Annotated in this window: 12 protein-coding genes; 8 read left to right on the plus strand and 4 right to left on the minus strand. The window is 69.3% G+C overall.

The features are described from left to right. From QM633_RS03890 to QM633_RS03905, 4 genes are all read left to right on the plus strand, one after another. Nucleotides 1-656 (plus strand): aldo/keto reductase (locus tag QM633_RS03890; protein WP_415152415.1); only part of this gene is annotated, 656 nt, incomplete at its 5' end. Between the two features lie 63 nt (nt 657-719). Continuing rightward, a complete protein-coding gene (locus QM633_RS03895) occupies nt 720-2,126 on the plus strand; it encodes an MFS transporter (RefSeq protein ID WP_415152416.1) in 1,407 nt (468 codons plus the stop codon). A 517-nt stretch (nt 2,127-2,643) separates the two neighbouring features. Continuing rightward, nucleotides 2,644-3,798 carry a UDP-galactopyranose mutase gene (gene glf / locus QM633_RS03900; RefSeq protein WP_415152417.1) on the plus strand — a complete coding sequence of 385 codons (1,155 nt, stop codon included), beginning with the start codon at nt 2,644-2,646 and terminating at the stop codon, nt 3,796-3,798. 67 nt (nt 3,799-3,865) lie between these two features. Continuing rightward, nucleotides 3,866-4,810 carry a hypothetical protein gene (locus tag QM633_RS03905; protein ID WP_415152418.1) on the plus strand — a complete coding sequence of 315 codons (945 nt, stop codon included), beginning with the start codon at nt 3,866-3,868 and terminating at the stop codon, nt 4,808-4,810. Here QM633_RS03905 and QM633_RS03910 read toward each other — a convergent pair. Further along, nucleotides 4,803-5,846, minus strand: a complete 1,044-nt coding sequence (locus QM633_RS03910; protein WP_415152419.1) for a glycosyltransferase family 2 protein — start codon at nt 5,844-5,846, stop codon at nt 4,803-4,805. The two genes, QM633_RS03905 and QM633_RS03910, sit on opposite strands and share 8 nt — an antisense overlap. 203 nt (nt 5,847-6,049) lie before the next feature. On the opposite strand from QM633_RS03910, the gene QM633_RS03915 reads away from it, so the two are divergent. Continuing rightward, entirely contained in the window at nt 6,050-6,670 is a 621-nt protein-coding gene (locus tag QM633_RS03915; RefSeq protein ID WP_415152420.1) for an FMN-binding negative transcriptional regulator, read from the plus strand. Then, nucleotides 6,667-7,467, plus strand: a complete 801-nt coding sequence (locus QM633_RS03920) for a methyltransferase domain-containing protein (protein WP_415152421.1) — start codon at nt 6,667-6,669, stop codon at nt 7,465-7,467. Before QM633_RS03915 ends, QM633_RS03920 begins: the two co-directional genes overlap by 4 nt. A gap of 12 nt (nt 7,468-7,479) precedes the next feature. On the opposite strand, the gene QM633_RS03925 is transcribed toward QM633_RS03920, so the two are convergent. Next, nucleotides 7,480-8,460: a cation diffusion facilitator family transporter gene (locus tag QM633_RS03925; protein WP_415152422.1), complete on the minus strand. Its 981-nt coding sequence runs from the start codon at nt 8,458-8,460 to the stop codon at nt 7,480-7,482. A 64-nt stretch (nt 8,461-8,524) separates the two neighbouring features. After that, complete coding sequence (locus QM633_RS03930; RefSeq protein WP_415152423.1) at nt 8,525-8,908, minus strand: hypothetical protein; 384 nt, start codon at nt 8,906-8,908, stop codon at nt 8,525-8,527. Between QM633_RS03930 and QM633_RS03935 the strand changes: the two genes are divergently transcribed. Beyond that, the gene (locus tag QM633_RS03935; RefSeq protein WP_415152424.1) at nt 8,895-9,416 is read left to right on the plus strand and encodes a hypothetical protein; all 522 of its coding nucleotides are present in this window, start codon (nt 8,895-8,897) and stop codon (nt 9,414-9,416) included. The two genes, QM633_RS03930 and QM633_RS03935, sit on opposite strands and share 14 nt — an antisense overlap. An 82-nt stretch (nt 9,417-9,498) precedes the next feature. On the opposite strand, the gene QM633_RS03940 is transcribed toward QM633_RS03935, so the two are convergent. Further along, nucleotides 9,499-10,359, minus strand: coding sequence for a Cof-type HAD-IIB family hydrolase (locus QM633_RS03940; protein ID WP_415152425.1), 861 nt, complete (start codon nt 10,357-10,359; stop codon nt 9,499-9,501). Nucleotides 10,360-10,554: 195 nt separating this feature from the next. Here QM633_RS03940 and QM633_RS03945 point away from each other — a divergent pair, with 195 nt between their 5' ends. Continuing rightward, the gene (locus QM633_RS03945; RefSeq protein ID WP_415152426.1) at nt 10,555-11,829 is read left to right on the plus strand and encodes a prolyl oligopeptidase family serine peptidase; all 1,275 of its coding nucleotides are present in this window, start codon (nt 10,555-10,557) and stop codon (nt 11,827-11,829) included. Nucleotides 11,830-12,032 lie beyond the last annotated feature (203 nt).

The raw sequence follows: 12,032 nt of genomic DNA on the forward strand, positions 1-12,032 counted from the left end.
ATCCGGACACCGACATCGAGGAGACCCTCTCGGCGCTCACCGACCTCGTCCGAAGCGGGAAGGTGCGGGCGATCGGGTCCTCCGACATGCCCGCCTCCGAGATCGTGGAGGCACAGTGGGTCGCCGAACGCCGCGGCCTGGAGCGCTTCCGCACCGAACAGCCCCACTACTCGCTGCTCGACCGCTCGATCGAACGCGAGGTCCTGCCGGTCGCCCAGCGGTACGGCATGGGGACCGTGATCTGGAGCCCGCTCGCCAGCGGCATGCTGACCGGACGCGTCCGGCGCGGCCAGGCGAGCGACCTGCGCCGCACCCGGATGTTCGCCGCCCTCCGCGACGAGCGCCGGATCGACGCCGTCGAAGAGTTCCTCAAGCTCGCCGACGACGCGGGACTGACGCTCACGCACCTGGCGATCGCCTTCGTGATCGCGCATCCCGGGGTGACCGCCGCACTGATCGGGCCGCGCACCATGGAGCAACTGGAGGACCTGCTCGCGGCGGCGGAGGTGACGCTGACCGACGATCTTCTGGACCGCATCGATGCGATCGTCGCCCCCGGCACCGGCGTCGGCAGGATGGACCAGGAGTACAACACGCCTCCGATCCTGTCCGCACCGCTTCGCCGTCGGCCGGTTCAGGATCGCTCGGCGGCGTAGCGCCGGTCATGTCCAACACTTGGGACTCCTTTCCCGCATAATGGTCAGGCTAAGGAGATTCACATGACGACTGAGACGACGACACCCACCCCGCTCAACACCCCCGGCCGCGTGATCGCGGCGAGCCTGGTCGGCACCACGATCGAGTTCTACGACTTCTACGTGTACGCCACCGCGGCCGTACTCGTGTTCCCGCAGCTGTTCTTTCCCACCGGGAACACCACCACCGCGCTGATCGCGTCCTTCGCCGTGTTCGGCGCGGCGATGATCGCGCGTCCGATCGGCGCGATCGTGTTCGGCCACCTCGGCGACCGGCGCGGACGCAAGACCACGTTGGTGATCAGCCTGCTCACGATGGGCGTGGCGACGTTCCTGATCGGCCTGCTGCCGACCTTCTCCACGATCGGGCTGCTCGCGCCGGTCCTGCTGCTGCTCCTGCGCCTCACCCAGGGCTTCGCGCTGGGCGGCGAGTGGTCGGGTGCCGCTCTCGTCGCGACCGAGAACGCCCCTGCCGGGAAGCGCGCCTGGTACGGCACCTTCCCCCAGCTCGGCGCCCCGCTCGGCTTCATCATCGCCAACGGGCTGTTCCTCATCATCAACGTCGCGCTGCCGCACCCCGACAACCCCCTGCTCAAGTCCGAGGCCTTCCTGACCTGGGGCTGGCGGGTGCCCTTCCTGTTCTCCGCGGTGATGGTCGTGATCGGTCTGTGGGTCCGGCTCCGGCTGGTCGAGTCGGACGCGTTCCGCCGCGCCGAGCGCAAGGGCGCCATCCGCAAGCTGCCGCTGGGTGACACCGTCCGCCACCACTGGCGCGAGCTGATCCTCGGCACCTTCATCATGCTGGCCACCTACGTGCTCTTCTACCTGATGACGAGCTTCACGCTCACCTACGGCACGGCCAAGCAGGACGCGACCCCGGCGGGCCTGGGCATCACCTACACCACCTTCGTGCTCATGCAGATCATCGGCGTGGTCTTCTTCGGCCTGTTCACCCTGCTGTCCGGCCCGGTGGCCGATGCCGTCGGACGACGGGCCGTGCTGATCTGGGCGACCGTGGCCATCATCGTGTTCGGCCTCAGCTTCCCGTTGTGGCTGACCCTGCGTCCGGACGCGATGTTCACCGGCGCGATGACCCAGGCCTTCCTGATCCTCGGCTTCCTGCTGATGGGCGTCACCTTCGGCCCGATGGGGGCGATCCTGCCCGAGCTGTTCCCGACCAACGTCCGCTACACCGGCTCCGCGATCGCCTACAACGTGTCGAGCATCCTCGGCGCCGCGCTGGCGCCGATCATTGCGGTCGCCCTCTGGGCCAGGGCAGGTGGGAGCACCTGGATGGTCGGCGTCTACCTGGCCGGGGCCGGCGTGCTCACCCTGATCGCCCTGCTGCTCAGCCGTGAGACCAGGGACACCGACTACTCCGCCGCGTCGGTAGAGGAGAAGATCACAGAGGCTGCGGCCGCGGCGTTGTGAGCTGGGCGCCGACGCTCGACCCACCCCGGCTGTGCGTCGAGCGCCGAAGGGCCGCCTGACGCGATCCTGCCATTCCTCGAGCCTCAACGGCCCCACTCGTCGCAGTGGGGTCGTTCCACGGCCGGACCGCGTCATCGTCCGGACGCACGCGACCTCTTCCTGTCGATTCTGCGGACGAGGACGGATCCGTCCCCGACGTCGTGCGCGAGCCCACGGCATGACGCGATCTGGCCGGTCTGGCCTTCGGCTGTGCCATCTGGGACGGATCGAACGCAGATCGTGGCCCGATCGCGTCAGGCGACGCCCGAGGCGACGAGCGCGCTCAACCCACCCATCGGTGCGGGATTCCGCGGCGTGCGTGGCAACGCAACCAGAGGCGCTCGCTGCTCAGGGACCGATTCAAGAAGGACCCCGTCAGGCCCCGGGATGACGATTGCTCGGCGGTTCCCTAAGCTGACCTGAGCCACGCACAGACGCCTCCCGGCGTCCGCGACGCCCCGGAGGAGTGGTGAACCGAATGGACCTGTTGGTGGTCGGCTCGGGCCTGTTCGGCCTGACCATGGCGGAACGCGCGGCCAACGAGCTCGGTCTCGACGTCACGATCATCGATCGGCGCGACCACATCGGCGGCAACGCCTACAGCGAGATCGAACCGGAGACGGGGATCGAGTACCACCGCTACGGCGCGCACCTGTTCCACACCTCGAACGAGCGCGTCTGGGAGTACGTCAACCGCTTCACCCGATTCACCAGCTACGTCCACCGGGTCTACGCCACCCACCGCGGCGAGGTCTTCCCGATGCCGGTGAACCTCGGCACGATCAACCAGTTCTTCCGCGCCGCGCTCTCCCCCGACCAGGCCAGGGCGCTGATCGCCGAGCAGGCGGCCGAGCTGGGCGGACGCACCCCGGCCAACTTCGTCGAGAAGGGGATCTCCCTGATCGGGCGCCCGCTGTACGAGGCGTTCTTCATGAACTACACGGCCAAGCAGTGGCAGACCGCTCCCGAAGAACTCGGGCCGGAGATCATCTCCCGGCTGCCGGTGCGGTTCACCTACGACAACCGATACTTCTCAGACACCCACGAGGGCCTCCCCGTGGACGGGTACACGCCCTGGCTGGAACGGATGGCCGACCACCCGCGGATCGAGGTCCGGCTCGGCACGGACTTCTTCGACGGGTCGCAGCCGCTGAACTCCGCCGCCGTCGTCGGCAACGTCCCCGTCGTCTTCACCGGCCCGGTCGACCGCTACTTCGCCGACCGGCTCGGAGCGCTGTCGTGGCGCACCCTCGACTTCGAGCTCGACGTCGCCCCGGTGCCCGACTTCCAGGGGACGCCGGTGATGAACTACTCCGACCTGGACGTGCCCTACACCCGGATCCACGAGTTCCGGCACTTCCACCCCGAGCGCAACTACACCAGTCCCAAGACCGTGATCATGCGCGAGTTCTCCCGCTTCGCCGGTCCGGGGGACGAACCGTACTACCCGGTGAACACGCCCCAGGACCGGGAACGCCTCGGCGGCTACCGCGAACTCGCCGCCGGTGAACCGCAGGTGCTCTTCGGGGGCCGCCTGGGCACCTACCAGTACCTCGACATGCACATGGCGATCGCCTCGGCGCTGAGCCACTTCGACTCCGTCGTCCGCGGGTGGTACCCGTCCCGTCCCTGACCTGCACACCCCCGGCCGGTAGGGTGGCGCCCTGGTGGACCCGCCGCCCCGGTAGAAGGAAGCCCAGATGAGCCAGAACATCCCGATCGCGATCGCGCTCGGTGTCTTCGGCTCGTTCTGCTTCGCCCTGTCCGCCAAGGTGCAGCACTCCGCCGTCGGCGAGCAGGTCGAGGACAACCACGCCAAGAAGCACATGGACCTGGCCCAACTGCTCCAGCTGGCCAGGGACCGGAACTGGTGGATGGGCCTGGGCCTGATGGGCGTCTCGATGGTCTGCCAGGTGCTGGGCCTGACCATGGCCCCGGTGTCGGTGGTGCAGCCGGTCGGCTTGCTCGCCTTCCCGTGGTCGGTCGTGCTGTCGGCGAAGTCGATCGGGTCACGCCCCTCCCGGGTGGTCGTGCCGACCGTGATCACCGTGCTCGCGACCGTCGCCTTCGTGATCGTGGTGGCCACCCACGCCTCCGCCCCCGAGGAGCTGGAGTTCGTCCCGATCATCGTCGCCGCCGGCGTGGTCTATCTCACCGCCGCGACCTTCGCCGGGTTCGCATCCCGCGGGCCCGTGCAGTGGCGCTCGCTGTTCTGGGCGTCCGGGGGGGCCCTCTTCTACGGCCTCGAGGCAGCGTTGGTCAAGGCCATCATCGAGTACGCCACCGACCATGCCTGGTGGCAGGACCCGCGGATCTGGGCCATCGCCGGAGCCCTGGTGATCGGCAGCAGCCTCGCCGGACTGATGGCGCAGCAGGGCTACGCGACCGGCCCCGCCGTCGTCGTCGTCGCGTCCATGACCGTGACCAGCCCGGTCGTCGCCGTCCTGTTCGGCATCGCCGTGCTCGGCGAGGGCCACCGGCTCACCGTCGCGTCCGGCCTCTCCCTGGTCGCGCTCGGGATCGTCGCGGTGATCGGCGTGATCGCCCTCGCCCGCGTCCACCCCGAGTACCACGCGACGATGTCGCGGGTCGGAGCCGCGAACGGGACGTCGCGGACGACCGACGCCGGCTCAGGGCTCAACTGAAGCGGTACAGCTTCTGCGCGGTCCGGTACAGCGCCAGGGACACCGTGCGACCGATCCGGCCAGGCAGGTTCGCCGCCAGGACGAGCGGCTGGAAGAAGCCGAGCTTCACCTTCAGCTGCCGGTCGGTGGCGTCGATGTGCTCCCACATCTGCCGGCGCTGCGCGAGCGCCTCCGGCGTGCCCGCGAGAAGACAGAAGATCGAGGAGGCGGCGACGATCAGGCCCAGGTAGCCGGTCATGTAGGCGGCCAGCTTGAGGTTGCCAGCGCCGTCGGGGAGCTTCACCGCCTCCACCATGATCCTCGTGACCCGCATCTGCTGGTCGAGCCGACGGATCTGGACGCTCTCGTTCACCGACTGGTCGTCGCGTCCGATGAAGTACCGGTACAGGTCGACCGGCAGGTAGTAGAGCGTCTTCACGTACGGCAGCGGGACGTACACGAAGATGTTGTCGACGTAGAAGGTGTGCTCGGGCAGCTCCAGGCCGGAATCGCGCAGCACCTGCGTGCGGTAGATCGTGGCGTGCATGAGGATGTTCTGTCCCGGCCCGAAGAAGCCGGTCTCATTCCACGTGAACACCCGGTTCTTCGGCATCGCGCCGTTGTAGCGGATCACCTTCCTCGTGCCGGTGTAGGTGTGCTCGTAGACGTAGTTCGCGATCACCAGGTCGACCGGGCTGCCGCTGTCGATGAAGCGGCGCAGCTTGCTCAGCATCAGGCTCAGCGCGTCCCTGTCGAGCCAGTCGTCGGAGTCGATCACGGCCAGGTACACCCCGGTGGCGGCCCGCAGGCCGGCCATCACCGCGCCGCCGTGGCCCTTGTTCTCCTGGTGGATGACCTTGATCAGGTCCGGATGGGCGGCCTGCCACTCGTCGGCCTTCTCCGCGGTCGCGTCCTTGGTGGAGCCGTCGTCGACGATGATGATCTCGACGTCACTGGATCCCGTCAGCAGCGACGTGATGCAGTGGTCCATATACTCGGCCGAGTTGTAGCACGGCACCACGAACGTGATGGTCTTCTGGTTCTCGTACGGGTTCACGCTTCTCCTGTCGTAGGCCGCCCACGGACGCGGCCGTCTCATGCACCGGGCCACACTACCGAGACTCCGAACGACGCGCGCGCCGGTGGCGTCCACGCCCGCCGTCCGGGGCCGCCACCCGGCGCCGGACCGGCCCATAATGCTCAGGTCGGGAGCGGCCCGCGTACCAGGGGGACCGACCCGGCCGGAACCGGAGGATGCCGATGCGCTACACGCCCCGCTATCTGATGACCGACCCCGAGGAGGTCAGGCGGCTCATCCGCGGCAACCCGTGGGCGACCTTCGTCTCGCCGGCGAGCACGGGGCTGGTCGCCTCGCACTACCCGGTCCTGCTCGAGGAGGACGCCGAACAGATCACCATCCTCAGCCACTTCGGACGGCCCGACGACGAACTCCACGAACTCGGCCGGCACGAGATCCTCGTGATCATCCAGGGACCGCACGACTACATCTCGTCGAGCTGGTACTCCCCCGGTGACGTCGTACCCACCTGGAACCACCTCACCGCCCACCTGTACGGCACCCCCGAACTGCTCGGCGAGGAGGAGAACTACGCGATGCTCGGCCGGCTCACCGACCACTTCGAGGCCCGTCGCGACGGGGGGCGCAGCCTGTCCGAGGATCCCGCGGGCACCCGACGCCTGGCCAGGGGAACCGTCGGGCTGCGAATGCGGGTCGACAGGTTCGACGCCCGCGCCAAGCTCAGCCAGAACAAGACCGACCGGGTCAGAGACAACATCGCCGCGCACGTGGCCGTCCACAACCCCGCCCTCGCCGGCGAGATGGACCGCGTCCTGCCGGCGAGCGACGGGGCACCGTCGTGACCGCCCGGTACACCCACGGGCACGCCGAGACCGTCGTCAACTCCCACCGCAGCCGGACCGCGGCCAACTCTGCGGCCTACCTGCTGCCGCTGCTCGCACCGGGCATGCGGGTGCTCGACGTCGGCAGCGGACCCGGCTCCATCACCGCAGACCTCGCCCTGATCGTCGCGGACGGCACCGTGACCGCCCTGGAGACCTCGGCCGACGTCCTGTCGCTGACCAGGGCGGAGATCGGTCGGCGCGGCATCACCAACGTCGACTACGCGGTCGGGGACGTGCACTCCCTCGACCTCGCCGACGACAGCTTCGACGTCGTCCATGCCCACCAGGTCCTCCAGCACGTCGCCGACCCGGTGCAGGCGCTGCGCGAGATGGTCCGCGTGTGCCGCCCCGGCGGCGTGGTGGCGGTCAGGGACGCGGACTACGCCGGCTTCGTCTGGCACCCCGCCTCGGCCGGCCTGGACCGGTGGCAGGAGCTCTTCCACCTCGCGGCCAGGGCCAACGGCGGCGAACCGGACGCCGGACGCATGCTGCTCGCCTGGGCCCACGCCGCGGGCTGCACCGACGTGAGCCCGTCCTCCTCGACCTGGTGCTACGCGGACCCGGACTCCCGCACCACCTGGGGCACGATGTGGGCCGACCGGATCACCCGCACGGCGATCGCCGACCAGCTGCTCGCCGCGGGCGCGGCCAGCAGGGCCGACCTGGAGGAGATCGCCGACGCCTGGCGCGCCTGGGCCGGGCATCCCGACGGCTGGATCAGCATCCTGCACGGAGAGCTGATCATCCGGAAGTGAGCGGGCGGCCGGTCAGGATCGCGTCCGCGGCTCCAGGGTGGGGTCCCCCGGCGCGGAGAGCGAGATGATCGCCAGCACGATGCCGGGCGCACGGGCCATGCGGCGTTCGAGGACGGCGAGCTGTGCGGCGGCCGTGTTCTCGTCCGGATTGCCGACCAGGTCGACGGCTCCGGACAGGAACACCTGGCCCGCACCGACCAGGGTCAGCCTCAGCTCGGTCACCCGGTCCACCTCCGGCTGCAGGGCGAGCTCGGCGAGGGCGGCGTCCCAGACCCGCTCGTCGGCCAGCTCGCCGACGAGGAAGCGGCGGTTGCGGTCGATCAGGACGACTGCGACGACGCCGAGCAGGATGCCGACCAGGATGGAGCCGATCGCGTCCGGCACCGCCGATCCGGTGAGCTCATGGGCTGCGATTCCCGCGGCGGCGATCACGATGCCGATCAGCGCCGCCGCGTCCTCGAAGAACACCGCCCGCACGGTCGGGTCGGACGTGCGCATGACATGCGTCCAGACGTCCCTGTCGAGCCGGTCGGCAGCGGCGCGCACCTGCCGGCTGGCCTGGAGGAAGGAGATGCCCTCCAGGACGAAGGCGATCGCCAGCACCACGTACGCGACGATGAAGTCCTCGGCCGGCTCGGGACTGAGCAGTTCCTGGACGCCGTGGGTGATCGACACCCCCGCACCGACGGCGAAAAGCCCGATCGCCGCGAACAGAGACCACACGTAGACCTCCCGGCCGTAGCCGAGCGGGTGGCTGCGATCGGGGGGACGCGCAGCACGCCGCTGCGCGATCAGCAGGAACACCTCGTTGCCCGTGTCGGCCCAGGAGTGCGCCGCCTCGGCCAGCATGGACGCGGCCCCGGTGAGTACTGCGGCGACCGTCTTCGCCACCGCGACCAGGATGTTGGCACCGAGCGCGAGCAGCACGGTCAGCCCGCTCTCACCGGCCGCCCCGGGCCCGGGAGTTCCCTCCCCCTCCACGCTCACCGTCATGCGACGACCCTAATCACCCCACGCCCTCCGGGCACACCCCTCCGGTGCCCCGGGCGGCGCCGGATCAGTAGGGGTACGACGTTGTCGTCGACGTGCGCGTGACGGTGGGCGTGTTGGGCGCCGAGGCCGTGAACGTGGCCGTGACGGTCTGGGTGGTGGCCGGCTTCTTCAGCAGGATCTCGGGCTCGGGCTGGAACCCGCTGGTGTCGAAGCTGCCCGTGCGGGTCAGCCGGATGTGCCCGGGCGCGACCAGCGTCCACGACCAGGTCCCGTCGCTGCCGGTGGTCACCTTGTCGACGTCCAGCGCCGGCGACCAGGTGACGTCGATCGTCATGGTCTCCGGGTAGGTCACCTGGTTCCAGTTGCTCGGGAACCAGCCGATGTTGACCCGTGCGGACAGGTCGCCGAGCACCTCGTCCTGGTCGATGACGGCGGTGTTGAAGGTCATCGTTCCCACCGAGTTGGTGGCCGCGGCGGTCGTTGTCGGCGTGGTACTCGCGGTCGCCGACGCGGTGGCACTCGCGCTCGTGGTCGCCGTCTCGGTCGCCGTCGAGGACGTTCCCGAGGACCCTCCCGATCCGGACGACCCGCCCGACCCCCCGGACGCGGCCGATGCCGAACTGCTCGCCGTGGCGGCCGGCGTGGCGGCGGCCGGCGGCGGGCAGGCGTCCTTCTGGCCCAGGGTGGTGGCGGCCCGGCACAGGCCGGCCGCCGAACTGACCCCGGTCGCCGATATTCCGGTCAACGCGACGATCGCGATCAGCGCAATGATGACGGCGTACTCCAGATGGGTGACACCACGTTCATTTCCGGCCCGGTCCAGCATCGCCGCATTCCTCCCTTGCCGCCCTTCGCCCTACGTCGGCGGCGAGTGTGCTAGCCAGCACACTCACCTGCCCCCCACGAAGGAGCATAAAGGAACATCCGGAGAAAAGTCACATTTTCGCGCAAACTAATCTTCAGGTCATCCGTCCGGGTGACATTCTTTCGGGCGACAATACCTGGCCAATTGAAGGAATTGTCATTCTTTCGGGTGACTCAGGCGGCGGACGCCGAGGCCGCCAGCAGCTGCTCGAGCACCCGCACGACCCCCTGCTCGGTGTTCTTCGGTGCGACGAACCGGGCCGCCTCGAGCACGTCGGGGTGGGCGTTGGCCATGGCGAACGAGTACGGCGCCTCGCTGATCATCTCGAGATCGTTCAGGTAGTCCCCGAACACCACGGTCTGGGCAGGCGTGATCCCCAGCGTGTGCTGCAGCGACACCAGGGCAGCGCCCTTGTTCACCGCAGGGCTCATGATGTCGACCCAGTGAGCGCTCGACGGCACGACCTGCTGTGGAGCGCACCGTTCGGTGAGGATCCGGGTCGAGGCGGAGTCTGCGTCCCCGAAGTCGTAGACGGCGAACTTGATCGCGGGTTCGGGAGCGTCCAGCAGGTCGTCCACCACGTCCAGAGCCGCGTAGTAGGTGGCCACCTCGGCCACGAACTCGGGGTCGTCCCACTCCACGTAGGCCGCACCGCGCCCGCACCACACCAGTCCGATCCGGTGCCCGGAGGACCGCAGTTCGCGGACGAGCCGGACGAGATCGGGGGCGAATCCCGGGTCGACGGGCGTGCAGCTCAGCTCCGCGCCGTCCAGAACGACGTACGTCCCGTTCTCCGCGATGAACGCCATGCCGTCGGTGTTGCCGGCGAACAGGCGGCGCAGCACCGGGTACTGGCGCCCGCTCGCAGGGGCGAGCATCACGCCGCGCTCCCGCAGCAGCGGCAACAGCTCCCACAGGCGCTCGGGGACACGTCCCTCGCCGTCGAGCAGGGTGCCGTCCAGATCGGTCACCACCAACCGCAGGTCGATGGGCTCACTCGGCAGATTGGGGACGGGGGCAGCAGGTGCGGACATCGCTTCTTCCGGAGACGGACACGACGCGGCCACGCCGCGGACGGCGAGCAGCACTGGGATACCTGCATCCTACCGCGGCAGCACACCATTGACCCCCAATCCCGAACGGCGCTAGGTTCGTCGGATCGCGCGACGGAGCGGCGATCGTGGCCGGGACACCGCGCGAGCCCCATCCCCCCACCCCGAGGAGCTTCGATGAAGAAGCTGCGCATTCTCGTCACCCTGCTGGTGACAGCGCTCGCACTCCTGTCCCTTGCCAGCACCCCCGCCCTGGCGGGAGGGCACGGCACCCGACCCCCCACGACCGGGAGCGTCACCTTCACCCTCGACGCCCAGGTCCTCGACGGCGGACAGCAGGTCGTCTCCGTCACCCTCGACACCTCCCGGCTGAAGGTGCGTGGGTCCAGCCTCACCACGAGCACGTTCGGCGTCCACGCCAGGGGCACCGACCCGTACGGGCTCGACCCGGCCACGGTCTTCGGCACCTACGACGTCGACCGCACCGTCACGGGCGTCCATCTCGACCGCCGCGGCCGGATCGTGATCGACCTGGCGTACGGCTTCACGACCGACGGCGCCTTCACCTTCGCCTGGGCCAACGACGTCGGCCGCAACATCCTGCTGGACCTCACCTACACGATCACCCAGAACGCGCCGATCATGCTGAAGGACGGCCGGAGCGTCACGCTCGCGTCCTTCAGCCAGGGCAAGCTGGTCGACCCTGAGGTCGACGCCTATCGGTACGGCAGGTCCGCGGGCCTGAACTACCGCCTCTACACCCCCGCCCACTCCGCGGGCAGGCGTCCGCTGATCGTGTGGCTGCACGGTGGCGGCGAGGGTGGCTGGGCGAAGTCCCAGGAGGACGTCCTGCCCCTGGTCGCCAACCGTGGCGCGCTCGGCTTCAGCACGGCGAAGGCCCAGCGGATCTTCGGCGGTGCCTACGTGCTGGCCCCGCAGGCCACCGACTACTGGCTGAACGACCCGGCGATGGGGTACTCCGCCGCGCTCAGGAAGCTGATCGACTCGGTGGTGAAGAAGTACCGGATCGACACCAGCAGGATCTCCGTGGTCGGTGCGTCGAACGGCGGCTACATGAGTCCCCAGCTGGCCATCGACAACCCTGGCTACTTCGCGGCGGTCGTGCCGGTCGCCCCGGTCGTGGAATACGGAAGCACGACCATGCTCACCGACGACGAGCTGGCGACGCTGCGTGGCACCCCGACCTGGATCGTGCAGGCCAAGAACGACCCGGTGGTGCCGTTCGACGCCAACGGGCAGCACATGGCCGAGGTGATCGACACCGCCATCTTCAGCGCCTATGACGAGGTCATCTGGGACGGTGTGACCTACAACGGCCACTGGTCCTGGATCTACGTCGCCCGCAACGACCCCCGCACCGACGCCGGCCGGCATCTGTGGCAGTGGATGGCCAGGCAGCACCTGCCGCACCCGGGCCACACGCAGCGCTGACCCGGGCGAGCGAGCCGGCGTCCACCCTCGTGGTGGACGCCGGCTTCCGCTGTTCTACCACTGGACAGCCGACCCAGCCCCGGTAGCGTTTCGTCCACCTGAGCGCGGGGGTGGCCATGGGAAGCAGCGCGGCGCGGCCGGCGGCGCTGCGGGCCGCCGCCCTCGCCGCCACCGGTGCGTGGCTGCTCCTGCTGGGCTGGCTC

This window comes from Propionicimonas sp. (assembly GCF_047606205.1).
Taxonomy (GTDB): Bacteria; Actinomycetota; Actinomycetes; order Propionibacteriales; family Propionibacteriaceae; genus Propionicimonas.

What these genes read in the sequence shown, in the direction of transcription:
- QM633_RS03895 (WP_415152416.1), top strand. Translation starts at nt 720, where the DNA reads ATGACGACTGAGACGACGACACCCACCCCGCTCAACACCCCCGGCCGC.
- glf (WP_415152417.1), top strand. Translation starts at nt 2,644, where the DNA reads ATGGACCTGTTGGTGGTCGGCTCGGGCCTGTTCGGCCTGACCATGGCG.
- QM633_RS03905 (WP_415152418.1), top strand. Translation starts at nt 3,866, where the DNA reads ATGAGCCAGAACATCCCGATCGCGATCGCGCTCGGTGTCTTCGGCTCG.
- QM633_RS03915 (WP_415152420.1), top strand. Translation starts at nt 6,050, where the DNA reads ATGCGCTACACGCCCCGCTATCTGATGACCGACCCCGAGGAGGTCAGG.
- QM633_RS03925 (WP_415152422.1), bottom strand. Translation starts at nt 8,460, where the DNA reads ATGACGGTGAGCGTGGAGGGGGAGGGAACTCCCGGGCCCGGGGCGGCC.
- QM633_RS03930 (WP_415152423.1), bottom strand. Translation starts at nt 8,908, where the DNA reads ATGACCTTCAACACCGCCGTCATCGACCAGGACGAGGTGCTCGGCGAC.
- QM633_RS03940 (WP_415152425.1), bottom strand. Translation starts at nt 10,359, where the DNA reads ATGTCCGCACCTGCTGCCCCCGTCCCCAATCTGCCGAGTGAGCCCATC.
- QM633_RS03945 (WP_415152426.1), top strand. Translation starts at nt 10,555, where the DNA reads ATGAAGAAGCTGCGCATTCTCGTCACCCTGCTGGTGACAGCGCTCGCA.